The sequence below is a fragment of the Pseudomonas sp. S1_E05 genome (assembly GCF_056337105.1).
On sequence record NZ_JBFRHM010000001.1, the window covers coordinates 3306682 to 3330570 of the forward strand.

General features: G+C 61.3%; 23 protein-coding genes and 1 pseudogene. 9 read left to right on the plus strand and 15 right to left on the minus strand.

Annotation, left to right across the window (positions count from 1 at the left end):
• Nucleotides 1-145 precede the first annotated feature (145 nt).
• Both AB4N33_RS15335 and yiaY read right to left on the minus strand, forming a co-directional pair.
• A complete protein-coding gene (locus tag AB4N33_RS15335; protein ID WP_476457678.1) occupies nt 146-1054 on the minus strand; it encodes a LysR family transcriptional regulator in 909 nt (302 codons plus the stop codon).
• Nucleotides 1055-1124: 70 nt separating this feature from the next.
• Nucleotides 1125-2273 (minus strand): L-threonine dehydrogenase, encoded by a 1149-nt coding sequence (gene yiaY, locus AB4N33_RS15340; protein WP_460117346.1) that lies wholly within the window; start codon nt 2271-2273, stop codon nt 1125-1127.
• Nucleotides 2274-2429: 156 nt separating this feature from the next.
• Here yiaY and AB4N33_RS15345 point away from each other — a divergent pair, with 156 nt between their 5' ends.
• The gene (locus AB4N33_RS15345; RefSeq protein WP_476457679.1) at nt 2430-3449 is read left to right on the plus strand and encodes a DUF4917 family protein; all 1020 of its coding nucleotides are present in this window, start codon (nt 2430-2432) and stop codon (nt 3447-3449) included.
• A 183-nt stretch (nt 3450-3632) separates the two neighbouring features.
• On the opposite strand, the gene AB4N33_RS15350 is transcribed toward AB4N33_RS15345, so the two are convergent.
• Together AB4N33_RS15350 and AB4N33_RS15355 are read right to left on the minus strand one after the other, a co-directional pair.
• Nucleotides 3633-3938 carry a ribbon-helix-helix domain-containing protein gene (locus AB4N33_RS15350; protein ID WP_460117348.1) on the minus strand — a complete coding sequence of 102 codons (306 nt, stop codon included), beginning with the start codon at nt 3936-3938 and terminating at the stop codon, nt 3633-3635.
• Nucleotides 3939-3951: 13 nt separating this feature from the next.
• Complete coding sequence (locus tag AB4N33_RS15355; RefSeq protein WP_476457680.1) at nt 3952-4533, minus strand: DJ-1/PfpI family protein; 582 nt, start codon at nt 4531-4533, stop codon at nt 3952-3954.
• 280 nt (nt 4534-4813) lie between these two features.
• Between AB4N33_RS15355 and AB4N33_RS15360 the strand changes: the two genes are divergently transcribed.
• Nucleotides 4814-5704 (plus strand): DMT family transporter, encoded by an 891-nt coding sequence (locus tag AB4N33_RS15360; protein WP_476458828.1) that lies wholly within the window; start codon nt 4814-4816, stop codon nt 5702-5704.
• Between the two features lie 145 nt (nt 5705-5849).
• Here the strand turns inward: AB4N33_RS15360 and AB4N33_RS15365 are convergent, their stop codons facing one another.
• The 4 genes from AB4N33_RS15365 to AB4N33_RS15380 all read right to left on the minus strand — a co-directional run bounded on the left by AB4N33_RS15365 (nt 5850) and on the right by AB4N33_RS15380 (nt 9390).
• Nucleotides 5850-7067, minus strand: coding sequence for a class I SAM-dependent methyltransferase (locus AB4N33_RS15365; protein WP_476457681.1), 1218 nt, complete (start codon nt 7065-7067; stop codon nt 5850-5852).
• 227 nt (nt 7068-7294) lie between these two features.
• Nucleotides 7295-7912: a TPM domain-containing protein gene (locus AB4N33_RS15370; RefSeq protein WP_460117351.1), complete on the minus strand. Its 618-nt coding sequence runs from the start codon at nt 7910-7912 to the stop codon at nt 7295-7297.
• Nucleotides 7913-7940: 28 nt separating this feature from the next.
• On the minus strand, nt 7941-8690 hold the full coding sequence (locus AB4N33_RS15375) for a TPM domain-containing protein (protein ID WP_460117352.1): 750 nt from the start codon (nt 8688-8690) through the stop codon (nt 7941-7943).
• A gap of 91 nt (nt 8691-8781) precedes the next feature.
• Nucleotides 8782-9390, minus strand: a complete 609-nt coding sequence (locus tag AB4N33_RS15380; RefSeq protein WP_460140078.1) for a LemA family protein — start codon at nt 9388-9390, stop codon at nt 8782-8784.
• A gap of 249 nt (nt 9391-9639) precedes the next feature.
• On the opposite strand from AB4N33_RS15380, the gene bglX reads away from it, so the two are divergent.
• Nucleotides 9640-11931 (plus strand): beta-glucosidase BglX, encoded by a 2292-nt coding sequence (gene bglX / locus AB4N33_RS15385; RefSeq protein ID WP_476457682.1) that lies wholly within the window; start codon nt 9640-9642, stop codon nt 11929-11931.
• Nucleotides 11932-12103: 172 nt separating this feature from the next.
• Here the strand turns inward: bglX and AB4N33_RS15390 are convergent, their stop codons facing one another.
• From AB4N33_RS15390 to AB4N33_RS15410, 5 genes and pseudogenes are all read right to left on the minus strand, one after another.
• A complete protein-coding gene (locus AB4N33_RS15390) occupies nt 12104-13261 on the minus strand; it encodes a phospholipase D-like domain-containing protein (RefSeq protein ID WP_476457683.1) in 1158 nt (385 codons plus the stop codon).
• A gap of 1 nt (nt 13262) precedes the next feature.
• Nucleotides 13263-13862, minus strand: a complete 600-nt coding sequence (locus AB4N33_RS15395; protein ID WP_476457684.1) for a YceI family protein — start codon at nt 13860-13862, stop codon at nt 13263-13265.
• Between the two features lie 57 nt (nt 13863-13919).
• Entirely contained in the window at nt 13920-14249 is a 330-nt protein-coding gene (locus AB4N33_RS15400; RefSeq protein WP_476457685.1) for an amidase, read from the minus strand.
• On the minus strand, nt 14246-15340 hold the full coding sequence (locus AB4N33_RS15405) for a serine hydrolase domain-containing protein (RefSeq protein WP_476457686.1): 1095 nt from the start codon (nt 15338-15340) through the stop codon (nt 14246-14248). Before AB4N33_RS15405 ends, AB4N33_RS15400 begins: the two co-directional genes overlap by 4 nt.
• Before the next feature lie 181 nt (nt 15341-15521).
• Nucleotides 15522-16408, minus strand: a pseudogene (locus AB4N33_RS15410) (acyl-CoA dehydrogenase middle domain-containing protein).
• A 155-nt stretch (nt 16409-16563) separates the two neighbouring features.
• Here AB4N33_RS15410 and olsB point away from each other — a divergent pair.
• Together olsB and AB4N33_RS15420 are read left to right on the plus strand one after the other, a co-directional pair.
• Nucleotides 16564-17319, plus strand: coding sequence for an L-ornithine N(alpha)-acyltransferase (gene olsB, locus AB4N33_RS15415; protein WP_460117360.1), 756 nt, complete (start codon nt 16564-16566; stop codon nt 17317-17319).
• Nucleotides 17319-18110, plus strand: coding sequence for a lysophospholipid acyltransferase family protein (locus AB4N33_RS15420; RefSeq protein ID WP_476457687.1), 792 nt, complete (start codon nt 17319-17321; stop codon nt 18108-18110). Before olsB ends, AB4N33_RS15420 begins: the two co-directional genes overlap by 1 nt.
• A gap of 117 nt (nt 18111-18227) precedes the next feature.
• On the opposite strand, the gene AB4N33_RS15425 is transcribed toward AB4N33_RS15420, so the two are convergent.
• Complete coding sequence (locus tag AB4N33_RS15425; protein WP_476457688.1) at nt 18228-18806, minus strand: acyl carrier protein phosphodiesterase; 579 nt, start codon at nt 18804-18806, stop codon at nt 18228-18230.
• A gap of 169 nt (nt 18807-18975) precedes the next feature.
• On the opposite strand from AB4N33_RS15425, the gene AB4N33_RS15430 reads away from it, so the two are divergent.
• The 3 genes from AB4N33_RS15430 to AB4N33_RS15440 are packed head-to-tail and all read left to right on the plus strand — an operon-like array spanning nt 18976 to nt 21537.
• Complete coding sequence (locus AB4N33_RS15430) at nt 18976-19278, plus strand: ArsR/SmtB family transcription factor (RefSeq protein ID WP_460117363.1); 303 nt, start codon at nt 18976-18978, stop codon at nt 19276-19278.
• 24 nt (nt 19279-19302) lie between these two features.
• Nucleotides 19303-20466 (plus strand): MFS transporter, encoded by a 1164-nt coding sequence (locus tag AB4N33_RS15435; RefSeq protein WP_476457689.1) that lies wholly within the window; start codon nt 19303-19305, stop codon nt 20464-20466.
• A gap of 21 nt (nt 20467-20487) precedes the next feature.
• Nucleotides 20488-21537, plus strand: a complete 1050-nt coding sequence (locus AB4N33_RS15440) for an alkene reductase (RefSeq protein ID WP_460117365.1) — start codon at nt 20488-20490, stop codon at nt 21535-21537.
• A gap of 295 nt (nt 21538-21832) precedes the next feature.
• On the opposite strand, the gene emhR is transcribed toward AB4N33_RS15440, so the two are convergent.
• The gene (gene emhR, locus AB4N33_RS15445) at nt 21833-22465 is read right to left on the minus strand and encodes an efflux system transcriptional repressor EmhR (RefSeq protein WP_460117366.1); all 633 of its coding nucleotides are present in this window, start codon (nt 22463-22465) and stop codon (nt 21833-21835) included.
• A gap of 265 nt (nt 22466-22730) precedes the next feature.
• Here emhR and emhA point away from each other — a divergent pair, with 265 nt between their 5' ends.
• Nucleotides 22731-23888 carry an efflux RND transporter periplasmic adaptor subunit EmhA gene (emhA, locus tag AB4N33_RS15450; RefSeq protein WP_460140087.1) on the plus strand — a complete coding sequence of 386 codons (1158 nt, stop codon included), beginning with the start codon at nt 22731-22733 and terminating at the stop codon, nt 23886-23888.
• The last annotated feature ends 1 nt before the right edge of the window (nt 23889 follow it).

A 23889-nucleotide genomic window follows, 5' to 3' on the forward strand; every position in this document is an offset into this window, starting at 1 on the left:
TCCAAGGCTAGAGGACGGTGGCGCCAGGAATCCAACCTTCAGTTGGCAAGGGGCGTTCGTGAAATGCGAACGCTCTGGAGGATTGTTCCGGCCTCAGGGCCTCATCGCGAGCAAGTCGAAGGGGCCGGGAAATCCAACCCAAAAATCAGGCCTGCTCCCGCAAATGCTCAAACAACAATCGACTCACCGGCGACAACCTCGCCTCATCGCGCACGACCAGGATCAACGCCCGGTGCGACCAATCATCAGTCAACGGCACGGCATGCAGGCCAAGCGCCCGGCCGAACAATTCGTAGGCTTTCTGCGGCATGATCCCCAGGCCCATGTTCGCCTGGACCATGCGACACATCGCGTCGAAACCCGGCACATGAATACGCAGGCGCAGCACTTTGCCGGCGTGGCGCGCGGCGGCGTGGGTGCGCATGTTGATGGAGCTGGCGGAGTGCAGGCCGACGTAATCGCTGTCCAGCGTATCGGCGAATGCCAGGCGGGTGTGATGGGCCAACGGATGATTCGGCAGCATCAACACCACCAACTGGTCCTCGCGATACAACACGCTGTGCAGGCCCTTGACGTCGCTGTCGCTGGAACAGATGCCCAGGTCCGCCACGCCATCCAGCACGCCCTGGATCACCCCGCTGCTGGGACGTTCTTCAAGGTCAGTCTTGACCTGGGAATGACGTTCGGAAAAGTCGCGCAGGTCCTCCGGTAAAAACTGGATGATCGCCGACAGGTTGGCGAGCATCCGGACATAACCGCGAACGCCGTGGCTGTGCTCACCCAGTTCCAGGCCCATTTTCTCGACGTTGAACAACATCTGCCGGGCATGATGCAACAGCGTCTCCCCGGCCGGGGTGAGCGTCATGCCTTTGGCCTGGCGCACGAACAGACTGATGCCAAACGCCTCCTCCAGCTCCATAAGCCGCTTGCTCGCCGCCGACACCGCGATGGCTTCACGAGCTGCAGCACGGGTGAGCGTGCCTTCTTCGTGGACGGCGACAAACAACTGGAGAGTGATCAGGTCGAGGCGGCGGATCAGGCTTTTTTGCAGCATCGGGGACTCGGCGATTTCGGCTCGGGCGAGGACGCAGCATAGCGTCCTTTGCACCCGAACCGCGCGCGGGTCAAAACGCGCTGAGAAAAATTTCCTCGATCTGCCGTTGATCCGCCGCCCGTGGGTTGGTCAGACCGCAGGCGTCTTTCAGGGCGTTGCTGGCCAGGGTCGGGATGTCGTTGAGACGCGCACCGAGGGCACGCAGGCCGGCAGGAATCTCGACGTCCTTCGCCAGACTGCGGATGGCCGCGAGGGCGGCCTGGGCACCTTCTTCCGGGGTGACGCCACGAATGTCGGCGCTCATTGCGTGGGCGACATCGGTCAGGCGGTCGGCGCAGACCATCGCATTGAAGCTTTGCACATGGGGCAGCAGCACGGCGTTGCACACGCCATGGGGCAAGTCGTAGAAACCGCCCAGTTGGTGAGCCATGGCGTGCACGTAACCCAAGGACGCGTTGTTGAACGCCATGCCCGCCAGGAACTGGGCGTACGCCATGTTCTCCCGCGCGCCGATGTCGCTGCCGTCGCGCACGGCCAGGCGCAGGTTGTTGCTGATCAGGGTGATGGCCTTCAACGCGCAGGCGTCGGTGATCGGCGTCGCCGCCGTCGACACGTAGGCTTCGATGGCGTGGGTCAGCGCGTCCATGCCGGTGGCGGCGGTCAGGCTCTTGGGCATGGCAATCATCAGCGCCGGGTCATTGACCGACAGCAGCGGCGTGACGTTACGGTCGACGATGGCCATTTTCACGTGGCGGGACTCGTCGGTGATGATGCAGAAACGGGTCATCTCGCTGGCGGTGCCGGCGGTGGTGTTGATGGCGATCAACGGCAATTGTGGTTTGGTCGACTGATCCACGCCTTCGTAATCGCGGATCTGCCCACCATTGGTCGCGCACAGGGCGATGCCTTTGGCGCAGTCGTGGGGCGAACCGCCACCCAGGGACACCACGAAATCACAACGGCTTTCCTTGAGCAGGCCCAGGCCGCTTTCAACGTTGGCGATGCTTGGGTTGGGCTTGGCGCCATCGAAAACAACCGAGTCGATATCGCGCAGCGCCAGCTTCTCGGCAATCATTGCCGCCACCCCGGCCTTGGCCAGCCCGGCATCAGTGACGATCAGCGCCTTGCGGTAGCCGTAATTGCGGATGGCGTCCATTGCTTCGTCAAGGCAACCGTTACCCATGATATTCACGGCGGGGATGAAAAAGGTGCTGCTCATGAACGAGTCTCCAGGTCTGGGCCGTTTCGCCTGTTCGATTCGGCGGTAACCTGAAGAATCCGCCGATTGGCCAATGATTGACTTGATCTGGCTCAAGGACCGGTCGTGATAAAGTCGCCACCCATCAGACCTTTGGCTTTTGAAACGAGCACCGCAATGACCGATTTCCAGGATGTCGACGCCCAACTAGAAGACTGGAACGCCTTGCGCGCCAGCACGTCCATCAACGGCCTGCTGCTGGGTAACGGCGCCAGCCGCGCGGTGTGGGACGACTTCGGCTACGACTCACTGTTCGAGAATGCGCGCACTGTCGAGGAAAAGCCCCTGAGCGCCTCCGAACTGAGCGTGTTCGACGCGCTGCAGACCCGCAGCTTCGAGCAGGTATTGGGCGCGCTGAAAACCACCAGCCGGGTGAACAAGGCCCTGGCGGTCAGCTCCGCCGCGCCGCGCAATCGCTATTACGCGATCAAGGAAGCGCTGATCAACAGCGTCCACGCGGTGCACATCCCATGGCGGCTGGTGGAGCCGGCCACGCTGGCGACGATCAACGAGGAGCTGAGCCGCTACTCGTCAGTGTTCACCACCAATTACGACCTGCTGACCCACTGGGCGATCCAGCATCAGCCGGACACCCTCACCGATCTGTTCCAGGGCACGGAGCCGGGCTTCGACCTGAGCGCCACCGCCACCGATAAAACCCGTGTGCTGTACCTGCACGGTGGCCTGCACCTGGTGCGCAACCAGGACGGCACCGCGCGCAGGATGACCTCGACCGAAGGCACGCTACTGGGCAGCTTCGCGATCAACAATACGATCAAGACGCTGGACGATGTGCCGCTCTTCGTCAACGAAGGGACGAGCGCGGACAAGCTCAAGACGATTCGCAGCTCGGACTACCTGTCGTTCTGCCTTGACCAGCTGATGAAGCAAGACGCAGGCCTGTGCATTTTCGGGCACGGGCTGAATGAGCAGGATCAGCATCTCATCGATGCGCTGCGCCACGCGAAACCGGCGTTGGTGGCGATTTCGATCTATCCCCGCAGCCAGGCGTTCATCCAGCACCAGAAGCGCCATTACGCCAAGGTGTTCGAAGGAACGGGGTCAGCGCTGCGGTTCTTCGATTCCAAGACCCATGCGCTGGGTCATCCGAAGCTGGCGGTGCCGGTGGAGGTTTAATCTCGATCAACTGTGAAACCGGGCTTGTCTCCGGGCAGCGTTTCAAAGAAGGCAAACGGTCAGTTGGCATCTTCATTGACTGATACACCGCTTTCGCGAGCAAGCCCGCTCCCACAGAGAGATGCGAACACTCAACCACTTGTGGGAGCGGGCTTGCTCGCGATGGGGTCGACTCGATTTCGGCTATTTGACCCCAGACCGCACCACCGCCAGCTCAGGCACCGGCACTCGCCGCTGGCTCAGGTAGCGCGTGCAACTGACCCGCAGGAACGATGCAAAATTCACCACTTCGCCGCGATAGTCCATCACCTCTTCATACAGCTTGGTGATCAACTGGTTGGTGGTCATGCCGTCGACCTCGGCGATTTCGCTGAGGATGTCCCAGAACTGATTCTCCAGGCGCAGCGTGGTCACCACGCCGCAGATGCGCAACGAGCGCGAGCGTGATTCGTAGAGAATCGGGTCAGCCTTGACGTACAGCTCGCACATGGAGAAGCCCTCGTTACAGCGTGATTTTGGTGCCCAGCAACCGGAGGAAACCGGCGAGCCAGTTCGGATGCGCCGGCCAGGCAGGCGCCGTGGCCAGATTGCCTTGAACGTGGCCATCCGTCACCGCGATTTCGATGAACGTGCCGCCCGCCAAACGCACTTCTGGAGCGCAGGCAGGGTACGCACTGCATTCGCGACCTTCGAGAATCCCCGCCGCCGCGAGCAACTGGGCGCCATGGCACACCGCCGCGATCGGTTTGCCGGCCTTGTCGAAGGCGCGTACCAGCTCCAGGACCTTTTCGTTCAACCGCAGGTATTCCGGCGCACGACCGCCTGGGATCACCAGCGCATCGTAGTCAGCCTCGGCCACCTTGGCGAAATCGAAGTTCAGTGCAAACAGGTGGCCAGGCTTTTCGCTGTAGGTCTGGTCGCCCTCAAAGTCATGGATCGCCGTGCGCACAGTCTGGCCAGCGGTTTTGTCGGGGCAGACGGCATGCACCGTGTGGCCGACCATCAACAACGCCTGGAACGGCACCATCACTTCATAGTCTTCGACGTAATCGCCGACCAGCATCAGGATTTTCTTGGCAGCCATGGGGAGAACTCCTCTGGGGGGAATGCTTGGGAGTATTGAAGGTAGTCGTTATCCAGCGGGGTGGGTAATAGCCTGTTACTACCCTGGACCGCGTCATCGTTCATCGCGAGCAAGCCCGCTCCCACAGGAGAATGCATTCCAAAATGTAGGAGCGGGCTTGCCCGCGATGGCGTCCTCAAACTGTACGGATAACTCTGTGCCTAGCTGTAACAGGGTAAACCCCCAGGTTTATGGCTAGATGGAGACCTTACCTGCCACCCCCGAACCCTGGTCCTTCATCATGTCCTCGCGCGAAAACACCGGCATGGCCCTCGGCCTGCTCGGCGTCATCATCTTCAGCCTCACCCTGCCCTTCACCCGGGTCGTGGTGCAGGAACTGCATCCACTGCTGAACGGCCTCGGTCGTGCATTGTTCGCGGCGGTGCCGGCGGCGTTGCTGTTGCTGTGGCGCCGGGAGAAGTGGCCGACGTGGCAACAGGTCAAAGGCCTGAGTCTGGTGATCGCCGGGGTGATCCTGGGTTTCCCGGTACTCTCGGCCTGGGCCATGCAAACCCTGCCGGCCTCCCATGGGGCCCTGGTGAACGGGCTGCAACCGCTGTGCGTGGCACTGTACGCCGCATGGCTGTCTCATGAACGCCCATCGAAAGCCTTCTGGGCCTGTGCTGCGCTGGGCAGTGCGTTGGTATTGGGTTACGCGTTGATCAGCGGCGCAGGCAGCATTCAAGCCGGTGATTTGCTGATGATCGGAGCCATTGGCCTGGGTGGGCTGGGTTACGCCGAAGGTGGCCGATTAGCCCGGGAGATGGGCGGTTGGCAGGTGATCTGCTGGGCGCTGGTGCTGTCGACACCCCTGCTGATCGGACCCGTGCTGTACCTGGCGCTGCAACATCAGGGCGAAGTCTCGGCGAAAACCTGGTGGGCGTTCGGGTACGTTTCGCTGTTCTCGCAGTTCATCGGTTTTTTTGCCTGGTACGCCGGGTTGGCGATGGGCGGCATTGCCCGGGTCAGTCAGATCCAACTGCTGCAGATCTTCTTCACCATCGCGTTTTCGGCACTGTTTTTTGGCGAACACGTCGAGCCGATCACTTGGGTGTTTGCGGTGGGGGTGATCATCACAGTGATGCTGGGGCGCAGGACGGCGGTGAAGCCCACCCCCGTCGCCACTACCTGACCCGCTCCCCTGTACCTGTAGGAGCGAGCTTGCTCCGGGCGGCGTTCCGACGATGGTCGTCAACGAAGACGCTAGCTGCCTGACACCCAGCGGTGTCTGTGCCTCCATCGCGGGCAAGCCCGCTCCCACAGGGGGTATCAGCCAGTCAGTTCAGGTAACCATCCGCCCGCAACAACGTCTCCAGGCAATGCTCGCTGATGTGATAGAAATCCTTCAATTCCTGAATCTTCACCAACAACTGCGCCGGGTCGACCGGCTCCGGGCGTTTGACCGCCAGGATCATCTTGTTCTTGTTGGTGTGCTCCAGTGAGATGAATTCGAACACCTTGGTCTCGTAGCCGCAGGCTTCGAGGAACAACGCACGCAGGCTGTCGGTGACCATTTCGGCTTGCTGGCCCAGGTGCAGGCCGTATTGCAGCATCGGCTTGAGCAGCACCGGGCTCTGGATTTGCAGGCGGATCTGCTTGTGGCAGCAAGGCGAGCACATGATGATCGACGCGCCGGAGCGAATGCCGGTGTGGATCGCATAATCGGTGGCGATGTCGCAGGCGTGCAGGGCGATCATCACCTCCAGCTCGCTCGGCGCCACACTGCGCACGTCACCGCACTTGAACACCAGACCGGGATGCTCCAGCTTTTCGGCAGCGGCGTTGCACAGGGTGACCATGTCTTCACGCAGCTCGACGCCGGTCACTTCGCCCTGGGCGTTGAGGGTGTTGCGCAGGTAGTCGTGGATCGCGAACGTCAGGTAGCCCTTGCCCGAGCCGAAATCGGCCACCCGCACCGGCTGATCCAGCGCCAGCGGGGACGACGTCAGCGCATGACTGAACACTTCGATGAATTTGTTGATCTGCTTCCACTTGCGCGACATCGCCGGGATCAGCTCGTGCTTGCTGTTCGTCACGCCCAGGTCGGCGAGAAACGGCCGGGTCAGGTCCAGAAAGCGATTTTTTTCACGGTTGTGACCGGTAGACGGCACTTCACGCAATTGCTGAGGTTTGCTCTTGAACAGTGAAGACTTGCCCTTTTTACTGTATTCGAGCTGTGCTTCGTCGGTCAGTGACAATAAATGTGCATTTTTGAACGAAGCCGGCAACAGCTCGGCAATGCTCGCCACACCTTCGGCCAACGGCAGGTTCTTGGTGATATCTCGCGTCTTGTAGCGGTAGACGAAGGACAGGCAGGGCTGATCCTTGACCGTCAGTTGCTTGATGATCACCCGTTGCAGGTCGGTTTCGCTGCCGACGTGCTTGGCCAGCACCAGTTTAATAAAGGCGTTGGCGTCGAGGCTGCCTTGCAGCAGGTGGATGAACTGGGCGTGATGGTCCGGCGCGAGGCTGGCGGGTGTGGCGGTAACAGACATGAAAAAAACGGCCTCGGTCGCGGAGAATCGGGAATGGAGGGCATTTTAGGGGGGATGGCGGCGCAGGACACGCAGTTATTTACGAATGGCCTGTCGAATTTGGCTTCACCTGTGGGAGCGGGCTTGCCCGCGATTGCAATCTGACCTTCAACAATGTTGGTGACTGTCCTACCGCTATCGCGGGCAAGCCCGCTCCCACAGGGATTGGATCCTTTATAAAATCCGGTTCAGCCCAGCACCACCAAACGATTCGGCAACTCATTGCGCACATGGGTAACCGGCACATGCACCTTGAGCAACTCGCCGCACGCCTCGACGCAGGTGACGAAGCCCTGCAAAGTCTGCCCCTGTTTCACCTGCTGGGTGAACGCTGCGACGATGGATTCCCAATGCTGGTTGTCCAGCCGACTGGAAATTCCTTCATCCACCAGGATCTCCACATAACGCTCAGCCTCGCAGACGAAAATGAGCATGCCGGTGCTGCCCACCGTGTGGTGCAGGTTCTGCGCCAGGAACTGCCGGCGCGCCAGGTTCGAGGCGCGCCAATGGCGGACCTTGCGGGGCACAAGGTGGGTGGTGATCTTCGGCAGGCGCAACAGCAGGCATAACACAATGAAGGTGCCCCATTGCACCAGCAGCAGACTGTGCATCGTCAGCCAGCCGGTCAGGTAATGCACGACACCCGGCACCACCAGTGCCAACAGGCTGGCCCACAGCAACGGGATGTACGCGTAGTCATCGGCGCGGGCCGCCAGCACCGTCACCAGTTCGGCGTCGGTGTCGCGCTCGACCCGGGCAATCGCCTCGGCGACTTTGCGTTGTTCGTGTTCAGTCAGTAATGCCATGTCTAGAAGTGCTCATCATTTATTGTTATCACCAGCCGCCCGACGAACCGCCGCCCCCGAAACTGCCTCCGCCGCCGCTGAAGCCCCCGCCTCCACCGCCGCCAAAACCACCACCGCCGAAACCACCCCCAGAGCCACCCGAGCCACCCCGGCCGGCCGGCAGGATGCCGAGCATCTGCAAGACAAAGAGGGTCAGGATGAACAGCATCACCAGAAACACGAAGATCCCTGGATGACGGGCAACGAAGTCGTCCTGCCCGCTGTTCGACTCGTAGATCGTCGACGGCTCATCCAGCGGGCTGCCGCCCAGCACCACGAGCATGGCGGCGACCCCGTCGCTGATGCCCTTGCTGAAATTGCCGGCCTTGAACGCCGGGGTAATCACCTGATTGATGATCACCGAACTCTGCGCATCGGTCAGGCGATCTTCCAGGCCATAACCCACTTCGATGCGCAACTTGCGGTCATCCCGAGCAACGATCAGAAGCGCACCGTTGTTCTTGTCCTTCTGGCCGATACCCCAATGGCGGCCCAACTGATAACCGAAATCAGCGATCTCGGCGCCCTGCAGGCTGGGGATTGTCACCACCACCAACTGCTCGCCCGTGGCGCTTTCGTGGGCCGCAAGCTGTTGCGTCAACTGCTCGCGCACCGACGGCTCGATCATCTGGGCGTTGTCCACCACCCGTCCGGTCAAAGCCGGAAAACTCAACTCGGCCCGGGCCGTCAGGGCCAACACCCACAACAACAGCACCAGGCCCACTTTCAACACGCGCATTGGCAACCTCATAAGAGCAGCGGCAAGCTTCAAGCTGCGAGCGACAAGTCAAAGCGGGCTGAGTCGTCAGCGCTGCTTGTGTGGCTACTTCCTAGAATTTCACCTGCGGCGCTTTGTCCGCATCTGGAGTAGTGGCTTCGAACGTTTCACGGATCGGCAAATCGCTGTACATCACGGTGTGCCACAGGCGCCCCGGGAAGGTACGGATTTCGGTGTTGTACTTCTGCACTGCCAGGATGAAATCACGGCGGGCCACGGCAATCCGATTTTCGGTGCCTTCAAGTTGCGATTGCAGCGCCAGGAAATTCTGGTTGGCCTTGAGATCAGGATAACGTTCGGACACCACCATCAAACGACTCAGGGCGCCGGTCAACTGGTCCTGAGCCTGTTGGAACTGCTTGAGGCGTTCAGGATTGTCCAGGGTGCTGGCATCCACCTGAATGGAGGTGGCCTTGGCCCGGGCCTCGATCACCGCCGTCAGCGTTTCCTCTTCGTGCTTGGCATAGCCCTTGACCGTTTCCACCAAATTTGGAATCAGGTCGGCACGGCGCTGATACTGGTTCTGCACCTGGCCCCAGGCGGCCTTGGCCTGTTCGTCGAGGGTGGGGATGTTGTTGATGCCGCAGCCGGCCAGTAGGCTGGCCAGCCAGATCAGGGCGGCGACGCGCAGGCTCGCTCGGGTGGTTCGTTGAACATTCATTTGATTTGACGCTCCGTTGTATCGTCCATTGAAAAATCAACCAGCGACCTTCTGACCGACTCTTCGGGCATAATCTCCCGCCACACTGGAATGCATCGAGCCAATGGGCTAAAAGATGCTCCAGTACAAAAACACTGCAGAAGTTTGCTGCATTTATCTGAACAACATTACCTGAACAACAATAGCCACTCCCTAAATTTTGGCCGATCGGTGCGTATTCACTGCCGTTTAGGCCCTGGAAAACTATTCATGAAGAAGCTGTGTTTGCTGGGACTGCTCGTCAGCCTGGCCAGTCATAACGTATTGGCCGCTACGACTCCCCCGCCGCTGGAGAACAAGGACGCCTTCATCAGCAACCTGATGAAGCAGATGACCCTCGATGAAAAAATCGGCCAGTTGCGCCTGATCAGCATCGGTCCGGAAATGCCCCGGGAGCTGATCCGCAAGGAAATCGCCGCGGGCAACATCGGCGGCACGTTCAACTCGATCACCCGCCCGGAAAACCGTCCGATGCAGGACGCGGCCATGCGCAGCCGGTTGAAGATCCCGATGTTCTTCGCCTATGACGTGATCCACGGCCACCGCACCATTTTCCCGATCCCGCTGGCGCTGGCGTCAAGCTGGGACATGGACGCCATTGGCCGCTCCGGGCGCGTTGCCGCCGAAGAAGCCGCGGCTGACAGCCTCGACATCACCTTCGCGCCGATGGTCGACATTTCCCGTGACCCGCGTTGGGGCCGGACCTCCGAAGGCTTTGGAGAAGATACCTACCTGGTGTCGCGCATCGCCGGGGTGATGGTCAAGGCGTTCCAGGGCACCGGTGCCAACGCTGCCAACAGCATCATGGCCAGCGTCAAGCACTTCGCCCTGTATGGCGCAGTGGAGGGCGGTCGCGACTACAACGTGGTCGACATGAGCCCGGTCAAGATGTACCAGGATTACCTGCCACCTTACCGCGCCGCCATCGATGCCGGCGCTGGCGGGGTGATGGTCGCGCTGAACTCGATCAACGGCGTACCAGCCACTGCCAACACCTGGCTGATGAACGACCTGTTGCGCAAGGAATGGGGCTTCAAGGGCCTGGCGGTCAGCGACCACGGCGCGATCTTCGAGCTGATCAAGCACGGCGTTGCACGCGATGGTCGCGAGGCGGCGAAGCTGGCGATCAAGGCCGGCATCCACATGAGCATGAACGACACCCTGTACGGCAAGGAACTGCCGGGGCTGCTCAAGTCCGGCGAAATCCAGCAGAGCGACATCGACAACGCCGTGCGTGCGGTGCTCGACGCCAAGTATGACATGGGCCTGTTCAAGGACCCGTACCTGCGCATCGGCAAGGCCGAGGATGATCCGGCCGACACCTACGCCGACAGCCGCCTGCACCGCGCCGATGCCCGTGAGGTGGCCCGGCGCAGCCAGGTGCTGTTGAAAAACGCAAACGAAACCCTGCCGCTGAAGAAAACCGCGAAAATCGCCCTGGTCGGCCCACTCGCCAAGGCTCCCATCGACATGATGGGCAGCTGGGCGGCTGCCGGTCGTCCGGCGCAATCGGTGACCTTGTTCGATGGCATGAGCAACGTGATTGGCGACAAGGCCAACCTGATTTACGCCCGTGGCGCCAACATCACCAGCGACAAGAAGATTCTCGATTACCTGAACTTCCTCAACTTCGATGCCCCGGAAGTGGTGGATGATCCACGCCCGGCGAACGTGCTGATCGACGAAGCGGTGAAAGCCGCCAAAGACGCTGATGTGGTGGTCGCTGCCGTCGGTGAGTCGCGTGGCATGTCCCACGAGTCATCGAGCCGAACCGATTTGAACATCCCGCAAAACCAGCGTGAGCTGATCCGCGCGCTGAAAGCCACCGGCAAACCGTTGGTGCTGGTGCTGATGAACGGGCGTCCGCTGTCGCTGCTCGAAGAAAACCAGCAGGCCGACGCCATCCTGGAAACCTGGTTCAGCGGCACCGAAGGCGGCAACGCCATTGCCGACGTACTGTTCGGCGACTACAACCCGTCGGGCAAGCTGCCGATCACTTTCCCGCGTTCCGTGGGGCAGATTCCGACCTACTACAACCACCTGAGCATTGGCCGGCCATTCACGCCGGGCAAACCGGGCAACTACACCTCGCAGTATTTCGATGACACTACTGGCCCCCTGTTCCCATTCGGCTACGGTCTGAGCTACACCGAATTCAGCCTGAGCGACATGGCGCTGTCAGCGACCACCCTGAACAAGTCCGGCAAGCTCGACGCCAGCGTCACGGTGAAAAATACCGGCAAGCGTGACGGCGAGACCGTGGTGCAACTGTACATCCAGGACGTGACCGGCTCGATGATCCGCCCGATCAAGGAGCTGAAGAACTTCCAGAAAATCATGCTCAAGGCCGGCGAACAGAAAGTCGTGCACTTCAGCATCAGCGAGGATGACCTGAAGTTCTACAACAGCCAGCTCAAGTACGCGGCCGAGCCGGGCAAGTTCAATGTGCAGATCGGCCTGGATTCGCAGGATGTGACGCAGCAGAGTTTTGAGTTGTTGTAACTCGGTCTAAACCAAACCTGTGGGAGCGGCGGTGCGACGATTCGACTTGCCCGCGATGAGGCCGTCACATTCAACATCTGTGTTGACTGCTCCGCCGCCATCGCGGGCAAGTCGAATCGTCGCACCGCCGCTCCCACAGTGGTTTTCCAACTGAAGATTTCTGGCGTTAGCCCTACCCCCGCCGATCCAACAGATTCACCACCACCCGATCCACCCATCCCCAAATCCGCTGCTTGACCCGCCGCCACAACGGCCGGCGTTTCCAGTCCTGCAGACTGACTTCCTCGCTCTTCGCAAAATCGCTCTCGAAACTGGCCACCACCGCCCGGGTCAGGCTGGGGTCCAGCGCCTCGAGGTTGGCTTCCAGGTTGAAGCGCAGGTTCCAGTGGTCGAAGTTGCACGAGCCGATGCTCACCCATTCATCCACCAGCACCATTTTCAGGTGCAGGAAACAGGGCTGGTATTCGAAGATTTTCACCCCGGCCCTGAGCAGACGCGGGTAGTAACGATGCCCAGCGTAACGCACGGACGGGTGATCGGTGCGCGGGCCAGTCAGCAACAGACGCACATCGACGCCGCGACCGGCCGCGCGGCGCAATGAGCGGCGCACTTTCCAGGTGGGAAGAAAGTACGGCGTCGCCAGCCAGACGCGCCGCTGGCCGCTGTTCAAGGCACGTACCAGCGACTGCAGGATGTCCCGGTGCTGGCGGGCGTCGGCGTAGGCCACCCGCCCCATGCCCTCGCCCGTCGATGGCACCCGGGGCAGTCGCGGCAGACCGAAATGCGCCGACGGTCGCCAGGCACGCCGATGGCGGTTGGCGATCCACTGGCGATCGAACAACAACTGCCAGTCGATCACCAGCGGACCGGTGATTTCCACCATCACCTCGTGCCATTGGCTGGTGTTTTCACTCGGCAGCCAGAACTCATCAGTGACCCCGGTCCCGCCCACCACCGCCAGGCACTGATCGACCAGCAATAACTTGCGATGGTCGCGATAGAAATTGCCCACCCAGCGCCGCCAGCTCAGGCGGTTGTAGAAACGCAACTCCACACCTGCCGCCATCAATCGCTGACGCAGAATCAGGGTGAAGGCGAGGCTGCCGTAATCATCGAACAGGCAGCGAACCCGTACACCGCGTTCGGCGGCCTGGACCAACGCCTGGACCATCGCCTCGGCGCACTCGCCCGCCTCTACCAGATATAACTCCAGCTCGACTTGCTCCTCAGCGCGGGCAATGGCGACCAGCATGCGGGGGAAAAACTGCGGACCGTCGATCAGCAGTTCGAAGCGATTGCCATCGCGCCAGGGGAAAATCGCGCCTTGCATGTCAGCGCGCCGTGAAGATCAGCACCGCACCCACCGGCACCGACAGACTGATGGCTGACAAACCGGCGACCTTGCGCAAGGATTCCAGACCCGGCGCCAGATCGAAATCCGCCGCGTTGATCACCAGCGGCTCTAGCGTCACCACCTGAAAACGCCGGTCATCCAGACGGGTGGCCAGCAGCTCGGCGTTGTATTGATGTTGCTTGCCATGAAGGTTGACGGTGACCGGCAGGCGCAGTTCGAGTTGGGCGCCGTTGGCCAGATCGTTGATCGGCCCCAAGTCGATTTGCGCGCTGATCAGCGCTTCGGCGAAACGCTCGATCTCGAACAGATCCTTGCGCATGCGCTCATCGCGCAACGGGATGCCGCTGTTGATCGAATCCAGCTCGACCTCGACCTCGGCCACGCCCTTGGGGCTGACCTTGCCATGCAGTACCAGGAACCGCTGGACTTCGGAAATGTTGGCGTTCTTGGTGCTGACGAACGATAGCCGCGACGACTCGCCGTCCAGATACCAGTTGGCCTGGGCCGAGAACGTGGTGCCCACCAACAGCACGACGGCGAGGGTTTTACAGACTTTGCAGAGTGACCGCTTGAACATAAAGACTCGTGGGGCAGATAAACCTGCACGAACCATAACCGCCCACGAGCCGGTTGCTCAAGGATTCAAGCGACAACCCTGGCGCTCGCCCAGCCATTGCGCGCTGTTACTGCGCCCAAGGCCCTCGACCGAGACACGTTTGGAGGCAGAATCATCGGTGAAACCGCTGACGGGCAGCCACTGTTTCACATAACCCCGGCAATACTGCGCGTCGTTGTTCATCACATAACGGCACGAGCAATATTCCTTGGCGGTGTAGGCACTGATGATGTCGGGGAAAGCCCACAACGCCACACGCTCCTGCCAGATCCAGCCGAGCAAGGCGATCAGCAGGAACGCCCCCAATGCGGTAAACGGTCGACGGCGAACAAAATGGCGACGCTTCATGGTTGCACCGTCCCGGCAAAAGCCTGGCGCACTCGCTTGAGCAATTCGTTGTGGCGATAACTGCCGTCGCGATCATCGCCGTAGCGCACGATCACCAGGCGCTCGCTGGGAATCACGTACATCGCCTGGCCCCAATGGCCGAGTGCGGCGAAGGTGTCTGGCGGCGCATCGGGCCACGGACGCGCCGCGCCGTCCGCATCACGGTTGAGCCACCAGTGGCCGCCCGGCACCGCTTCGTCCTGGTGGGCCTGGTAACGTGCGAATGGCTGGCGATTGAAGGCCACCCAGTCCGCGGGTAGCAATTGCCGGTCACCCCAACGACCGTCGCGGGCCATCAACAGACCGACGCGAGCAAGATCGCGGGCCGTGAGGTAGGCGTAGGACGAGGCGACGAAGGTGCCGGTGGCGTCGGTTTCCCACACGGCATGGCGGATGCCCAGCGGTTCGAACAGCGCGGTCCAGGGATAGTCCGCATATCGGGCCGGGCCGACGATGGTTTTCAATGCCGCCGCCAGCAGGTTGCTGTCACCGCTGGAGTAACGGAAGGCCTGGCCAGGTGGCGCATACGCGTCATGCTCGGCGGTGAACCGTGCCATGTCCTGATGGCCACGGGTGTAAAGCATTGCCACCACCGAGGACTTCAGCGGCGCGTATTCGTAATCCTCCTGCCAGTCCAGGCCAGAAGCCCAGTGCAACAGGTCGGACAGGGTCAGCTTCGGGTGCCCGGCCAGCGGTGGGTAGAACTTCGCTGCCGGATCCTCGAGTTTGAACCGACCCTCGGCGTAGGCCACGCCGAGCACCGTGGCCATCAGGCTCTTGCTGATCGACCAGGTCAGGTGCGGGGTGTCGACGGTGGTGGGGCTCGCATAGCGTTCGTAGATCAATCGCCCATCGCGGATCACCAGCAAAGCGTCGGTGCGAACGCCCTTTCTGCTGACGTCGTCGCGAGGTGGGAAAGCGTAGGCTTCAAGCGCTTGAAGGGCCGGGCCGCCGGGAGTTGGTGTGATGGACCATTGCTCGCCGGGCCAGGTTTCGGCCTGGGCGGTAAGGCTCACCAGCAACAGGAACAACAGGGACACGCCTTTGAACATGGCGGGGGCTCTGGGGAATGGACCTGGTGAGGCTAGCTGAGGTTGATGACAGTTTTGGAATATTTGTCAGTCTTTAGGCCGCCATCGCGGGCAAGCCCGCTCCCACAGGGTTTTGGGATGTTCACAAAATTTATGAACACCACTGAACCTGTGGGAGCGGGCTTGCCCGCGATGGGGCCCGTCAATCCAGCGAAGATCCAGCCAAAGCCTTGGCCAACCGCTTCCCCGCGCGCCCGCCGCCAACTCCATCACCGCCTGATCGCGCTGCCACATCGCGGCCCACTCTGGCGGTCCGTCGGCCAGGGCCTGGTTCACTTCGGCCTTGAGCGCGTCGAACTGTGCAAACAAGCCGCCCAGCAACACATGCCCGGCGGGGTTGTCGGGCGCCTGGCGGCTGACTTCACTGCAGCCGGCCAGCAGCGCGAGCAAGCGCAGTTGCAGTGCCTGCGGCCAGTCGCTGTCCTGGCCTACGCCATACAACCAAGCGGTCATGGCACTGAGCACATAGATGTCTTCAAGGGTGCGAAACGGTTTGACGTAGGCGTCCCAGCCATCCCCTGCAAGCAGTTCGCACAGGGCGTTATCCAGCAGCAGGCGGCCATGGCTGATGTCGGGCATCAGCGGGATCGGCGGCAGTTTTTCCACTTGCACGCCGGCCTCGCCAGCATAAACCACCGCCAGGCTCAGGCGCGGATCGGCGCCGGGCTCTTCGCTGCGAGCAGCAATCAGCAGCCAGTCGGCGGCATCACCGGCGGTGACGAAGTCCTTGCGTCCGCTCAGGCGCAGCTCGCTCAGGCGGGTTTGCATATCGGCCGGGCGCAGGCTGCGCTGCTCGGTGGCACACAAAGCGCCCAAGCTCTGCGGTGCGCTCGGCCAGAGCATGCGCAGGGCCGCCTGGTAGCCCACCAGAAATGCCAGCCCGGGTGTCGCCATCAGGCGCCCACCGACCACCGCCAGTTCAAAGGGTGTGACGGCTTTCAATTCAAGCAACAGGTTCGCAAAACCCTCCGCCAGGTCCGGATTGGCGGGCCAGCGATCACGGCGTTGCAACAGGGCTTGCCAGGGCATAAGAGGCTCCTTGTGGGCTGTCATATAAGCATCACCAAAGCTTAACGGCGATGACACCGGGGCTACATAGCCTGACTTTGCACAACAAGGCTGGACAAAGAAAGTCGATCCGCTGTAACCCAAAGACGGGTGAGCAGCCCGCACGGAGATTCGCCATGACTCAGATTGCCCGCATCAACGGCACCGGCAATGAACGCCGCCTGCAAGCCGAACGCCTGGTCGGCGCAAAAGCCCTGCAGGAAGCCCAGGCCTTGCGCTTCAACGTGTTCAGCGGCGAATTCGACGCCAAGCTCAAAGGCGCGGAGCTGGGTCTGGACATGGATGACTACGATGTTCACTGCGCCCACATCGGCGTACGCGACCTGAACACCGGGCGCCTGGTGGCGACCACCCGCCTCCTTGACCACACGGCAGCCAGCAGCCTGGGCAAGTTTTACAGCGAAGAAGAGTTCAGCCTGCATGGCCTCATTCACCTCAAGGGCCCGATCCTGGAGATCGGCCGTACTTGCGTCGACCCGGCTTACCGCAACGGCGGCACCATCGCCGTGCTCTGGGGAGAACTGGCCGAAGTGCTGAACGAGGGTGGCTACAGCTATCTCATGGGGTGCGCGAGCATCCCGATGCAGGACGGCGGCGTCCAGGCGCATGCGATCATGCAACGCCTGCGTGAACGCTACCTGTGCACCGAACACCTGCGCGCCGAACCGAAGAACCCGCTGCCATCCCTGGACATCCCGTCCAACGTGATTGCCGAAATGCCGCCACTGCTCAAGGCCTACATGCGCCTGGGTGCGAAAATCTGTGGCGAGCCGTGTTGGGACGAGGACTTCCAGGTGGCCGACGTGTTCATCCTGCTCAAGCGCGACGAACTCTGCCCGCGTTATGCCAAGCACTTCAAGGCGGCCGTGTGATGGGCCGCCTACGGGTGTACGCGCGAATCGCGCGCGTGCTGGGGGTTGTAACGCTGGGGTTGGGCATGGCCAGTGTCTTCGGAATGTTCGAACGCCTGGGCATGGCGCATTCCATGGTTCGCAGACAGCGCTGGTCGCGCTTTTTCATGGCGCGCCTGAGCAACGCCCTGCCCTTTCGCGTGACCGTACACGGAGAGTTGCCAAAGGAGTCGATGCTCTGGGTCAGCAACCACGTGTCCTGGACCGACATCCCGCTGCTGGGCATGCTCGCGCCGCTGTCGTTCCTGTCCAAGGCCGAAGTCCGTACCTGGCCGGTGGCGGGCTGGCTGGCGGCGAAGGCTGGCAGCCTGTTCATCCGTCGTGGCTCGGGTGACAGTCAATTGATCCGCAAGCAGATGACGCGCCACCTCGAACAGGCCCATCCACTGCTGATGTTCCCGGAAGGCACCACCACCGATGGCCGTTCGCTTCGCACCTTCCATGGCCGCTTGCTGTCGGCGGCCATCGATTCCAAAGTGAAGCTGCAACCGGTGGCCATCCGTTATCTGCGTGAAGGCCAGGCATGCTCGCTGGCCCCTTTCATTGGTGACGACGATCTGCTCTCGCACTTGATGCGCCTGTTCGCCAACGATCGCGGCGACGTGGAGATTCACCTGCTCAAGCCGATCGCCTGCGAAGGCCGGGAACGCGCCGTGTTGGCGTTCGAAGCGCAGCAAGCGGTGCAGAAGGCATTGTTCGGGACGATCCCGGAAACTCAACGAGCGCCGATGCGCCCCGCCATCGCGGCTTGATTTTTTGAATACACTTGGAACCCTGTGGGAGCGGGCTTGCCCGCGATAGCGGTGGACCAGTCGACAACTCTTTGACTGATACACCGCCATCGCGGGCAAGCCCGCTCCCACAGGTACCTAGGCTGTCTGTGAGATCTTTGAAAACTCCTGCAACTGCGGATAAAACAGCCGAAAGTCCTCGCTCAACGGCTCATACAACTCGCGCAGTTCGTGCATCGCCCCCGCCAGTTCCTCCGGCCGTGTCAGCCGCCGCGCAATCCCCCGCAGCACCTGCTCCATCACTTCGAACTCGCGGTACGATCCCAGCCAGTCATCCGCCACCATGTACGGCGCAATCCGCGCCAGACGCTCGGGCAATTGCCGCTCACTGGACAGCACCCTGTACACGTCTGAGGTGAACAGCTCCAGCGGCCGGTCGGCGTACGAAGCCCAGTCCCGCGCGAGGCAGTGATCGAAAAACACGTCCAACACGATTCCCGCGTAGCGCCTGCGGGTCAGTGTAAAGCGCGACAGCGCCACATCCACCAGCGGATGGCGGTCGGTGAACACGTCAATGCGACGATGCAATTGGATAGCCGCTTCGACCTCCGGCGCAAATTGCCCTTGCAGCCGTCCCTTGACGAAATCGCCATACAGACTGCCGAGCAATTGACCGGGACGCTGGCCACCGAGGTGAAGATGTGCGAGATAGTTCATGGGCGCAGCTTAGCACCGCCCGGTGTTGCCCTGACACCTCATATCGTTATAACCCGATATAGCGAAATATGCGTTCGCCAGAACAAAATCATATTTGTGTATCGCGATGTAACGATTTAAATTTCGCTTCATCGCGATATAACGTTTTACACATGACAGGCCCCAAGCCATGAAGATTGACCTCGACGAAATAATAAAAGCCCTGGCTCACCCGGTACGGCGAGACATCCTGCACTGGCTCAAAAATCCCTCCGTCGAATTTCCTGACCAAAGCCACAGCAATGAACATGGCGTTTGCGCCGGGCAGATCGATCAACGTTGCGGTTTATCGCAGTCCACGGTGTCCGCGCACCTGGCGACATTGCAACGCGCCGGCCTGATCAGCAGCCGCAAAGTCGGCCAGTGGCACTTCTTCAAACGCAACGAGGAAACCATCCAGGCCTTCCTCAGCGCCTTCAGCAAAGAGCTCTGAACCTTCAGGGTCAAGGAATCAACAATGCCCCTCTCGCTACTCATTCTGGCCTTGAGCGCCTTCGCCATCGGCACCACCGAGTTCGTCATCATGGGCCTGCTGCCCGAAGTGGCGGCCGACCTCGGTGTGTCGATCCCCGGCGCCGGCTGGCTGGTGACCGGCTACGCCCTGGGCGTGGCCATCGGTGCGCCGTTCATGGCACTGGCCACCGCCAAATTGCCACGCAAGGCTGCACTGGTCGTGTTGATGGGCATTTTCATCATCGGCAACCTGTTATGCGCCCTGGCCACTGATTACAACGTGCTGATGTTCGCCCGTGTGATTACCGCCCTGTGTCACGGCGCTTTTTTTGGTATTGGCTCGGTGGTGGCCGCCAACCTGGTGCCCGCCAACAAACGCGCCTCGGCCGTGGCCCTGATGTTCACCGGCCTGACCCTGGCCAACGTCCTCGGCGTGCCGCTGGGCACGGCGCTCGGACAACAAGCCGGCTGGCGCTCGACCTTCTGGGCGGTGACCGTGATCGGCGTGATTGCGCTGATTGGCCTGATCCGATTCCTGCCGGCCAAGCGCGACGAAGAAAAACTCGACATGCGCGCCGAACTGCGCGCCCTCAAAGGCGCTGGCATCTGGCTGTCGCTGAGCATGACCGCGCTTTTCGCCGCGTCGGTGTTCACCCTCTTTACCTATGTCGCGCCGTTGCTGGGCGAAGTGACCGGTGTCTCGCCTCGCGGCGTCACCTGGACCCTGATGCTCATCGGCCTGGGCCTGACTGTCGGCAACATCATCGGCGGCAAGCTGGCAGACAAGGGGCTGGCCGCCACGTTGATCGGGGTATTCATCACCATGGCGGTGGTGTCCACAGTGCTGACCTGGACCAGCGTCGCGCTGATCCCCACCGAGATCACCCTGTTCCTATGGGCCACCGCGTGCTTTGCCGCAGTGCCCGCCCTGCAAGTCAACGTGGTGACCTACGGCAAGGCCGCACCCAACCTGGTATCGACCCTGAACATCGGCGCTTTCAACGTCGGCAACGCCTTGGGTGCCTGGGTCGGCGGCAGCGTCATCGCCCACGGTTTCGGCCTGGCCAACGTGCCCCTCGCGGCCGCTGCTCTGGCAGTACTCGCCCTCTTGGCCACCCTGATCACTTTCCGCCAGAACGGTAATCCCGAGCTGGCTGCTACTCACTGATACCTAACGAAGGATTTTCAAATGACGACTCTTTTCGATCCAATCAAACTCGGCGACGTCGAGTTGTCCAACCGCATCATCATGGCGCCGCTGACCCGCTGCCGCGCCGACGAAGGTCGCGTGCCCAACGCGCTGATGGCCGAGTACTACGTGCAACGTGCTTCGGCGGGCCTGATCCTCAGCGAAGCCACCTCGGTCACCCCGATGGGCGTCGGCTACCCGGACACCCCGGGTATCTGGTCCAACGACCAGGTGCGTGGCTGGACCAACATCACCAAGGCGATCCACGGCGCAGGCGGCAAGATCTTCCTGCAACTGTGGCACGTCGGCCGGGTATCCCACCCGTCATACCTGAACGGTGAAGCGCCGGTTGCGCCAAGCGCCATCCAGCCAAAGGGCCACGTCAGCCTGGTGCGTCCAATGGCCGACTATCCAACCCCTCGCGCCCTGGAAACCGATGAAATCGCCGAGATCATCGAGGCCTATCGCACTGGCGCAGAAAACGCCAAGGCCGCCGGCTTCGACGGCGTGGAAATCCACGGTGCCAACGGCTACCTGCTCGACCAGTTCCTGCAAAGCAGCACCAACCAGCGCACCGACCAATACGGCGGCTCCCTGGAAAACCGTGCCCGCCTGTTGCTCGAAGTCACGGACGCCGCGATCGACGTCTGGGGCGCAGGCCGTGTCGGTGTGCACCTGGCGCCACGCGCCGACTCCCACGACATGGGCGACGACAACCTGGCGGAAACCTTCACCTACGTGGCTCGCGAGCTGGGCAAGCGTGGCATCGCGTTCATCTGCTCCCGTGAGCAGGAAGGTGCCGACAGCCTTGGCCCGACCCTCAAGGAAGCGTTCGGCGGTCCCTACATCGCCAACGAACGCTTCACCAAGGACAGCGCCAACGCCTGGCTGGCGAGCGGTAAAGCCGACGCGGTGGCCTTTGGCATCCCGTTCATCGCCAACCCGGACCTGCCGGCGCGCCTGAAGGCCGATGCGGCGCTCAACGAGCCACGCCCAGAGTCGTTCTACGGCAAAGGGCCGGTGGGTTACATCGACTACCCGACGTTGTAAGGCAGAACCCGTAACGCAAAAAGCCCCGACTCGAAAGAGCCGGGGCTTTTTTAATTGTTTGAAGCTGTGCCCTCCCCTGTAGGAGCGAGCTTGCTCGCGATGGTAGCTCGGACACCGCGGGGCATCATGATACCAGCGTCATCGTTGACGACCATCGCGAGCATGCTCGCTCCTACAGAGGATGCGTAGTGTGGGGCGCGGCAAAGCGACACAAAATTCCTACAAAATACGCCGTTTACCGGCTGTCAACATGGCCATCGGCCGTATATAACAGCACCCCATCACGAATTTTGTTTCATTTGCGCAGGCTGGGGCTCAGGCGCAGCATGTCCAGCCCGGTGTCGACCCAACGCTCGGCCTCGGTGTGCAGTTGAAAACTGTCGGGCGCCAATAACCATTGATACAGGATGCCATCAATGAACGCATGCAGACTGATCGCGGCACGCACGGTGTCGAGGTCCTGCGGCAGTTGCCCGCGATTCACAGCATTTCGCAGCGCCAGGCCGATGCGTACATTGCATTCGAGGCAGGCGTCCACCCGCTGCTGGCGCAGGTCGCACATTTCATCGGTGAACTCGCACTTATGAAACAAAATCTCATTGATGCGCCGGGTTTTCGGGTCCAGCGCAACTTGATGAAACAAATGAATCAGCAGCTTGCGCATGCAGCCCAGAGGGTCGGGTTCATCTTCGTTTTCGCTGGCTTTGGCCATTTCATCCAGCGGCTCATGCAGCGTATCGAGCATGGCCTGCACGAGGTCCGCCTTGTTACTGAAATGCCAGTAAATGGCGCCGCGCGTCACGCCGGCCAGGGTCGCAATGTCGGCCAGTGTGGTGCGCGCAACGCCCCGCTCGTAAAAGGCTTTCTCGGCCGCTTCGAGTATCTGGCTACGGGTTTCCTGAGCTTCCTCTTTGGTACGACGGACCATGGCAGTACAACCTCAATCAGGGTGCTTCAGCAGTGCTTGAACAGGCGCTGAATAAATAGGGGCGAGCGCTCTTGGGCGTCGTCCCCGACCTACAAATTCGAGCTTTGAAACAGCTTTTGTAAGGGCTAGGATACGCACCAAAGGTATTTACAAACAACCATGAACGTAAGTATATTTCTTAGCAAGCTACTTATCCACTCAGCGCCGATTTTTTTACCTTTCACATTTCCTGTGCGCAATTTGCGCGCCTGACCCGAGGATTTTCATGCAATTCAAGCCAGCTGTTACCGCTCTGGTCGCCGCCGTCGCCCTTGCATCGCTGCTCAGCGGATGTAAAAAGGAAGAGGCGGCGCCCGCCGCTCCACCGCCTCAGGTCGGCGTCGTCACCCTGCAACCTCAAGCCTTCACCCTGACCTCGGATTTGCCGGGACGCACGAGCGCCTACCGCATCGCCGAAGTTCGCCCACAGGTCAACGGCATCATTCTCAAGCGCCTGTTCAAGGAAGGCGGCGACGTCAAGGTTGGCCAGCAGCTGTATCAGATCGACCCGGCTGTGTATGAGGCGACGCTCAAAAGCGCCGAAGCCAACCTGCAACAGACCAAATCGATCTCTGATCGCTACAAGCAGCTGGTCAACGAACAGGCCGTCAGCCGCCAGGAATACGACACCGCCCTGGCCAATCGCCTGCAATCGGAAGCCGCCTTGCAAAGCGCGCAGATCAATGTGCGCTACACCAAGGTCTATGCGCCTATCACCGGCCGTATCGGCCGCTCCAGCGTGACCGAAGGCGCGTTGGTCACCAGCGGTCAGACCGATGCGATGGCGGTGATCCAGCAACTGGACCCGATCTACGTCGACGTCACCCAGTCCTCGGTGGAATTGCTGAAGCTGCGCAGCGACCTGGAAAGCGGTCGCCTGCAGAAATCCGGGGACAACGCAGCGGCGGTCAAGCTCACTCTCGAGGATGGCAGCCAGTACAAACTGGACGGCAAGCTCGAGTTCTCCGAAGTCTCGGTTGACCAGACCACCGGTTCCGTGACCCTGCGCGCCGTATTCCCGAACCCGGATCACACGCTGTTGCCAGGCATGTTTGTCCATGCGCAGCTGCAAGCCGGCGTGAACAGCGCGGCGATCCTGGCGCCGCAGCAAGGCGTGACCCGTGACCTCAAGGGCAGCCCGACCGCGATGGTCGTCGGCGCCGACAACAAGGTCGAACTGCGTCAGCTCAAGGCCAGCCGCACCGTCGGCAACCAGTGGCTGATCGAAGACGGTCTTAAAGCCGGCGATCGTCTGATCACCGAAGGTCTGCAATACGTCAAACCTGGCATTGAAGTCAAAGCCAGCGAAGCGACCAACGTCGGCGCGAAGAACCCGGCCCCCGCTCAGGCAGCTGACAAGGCTTCCAGCGGCAAAGGGGAGTAAA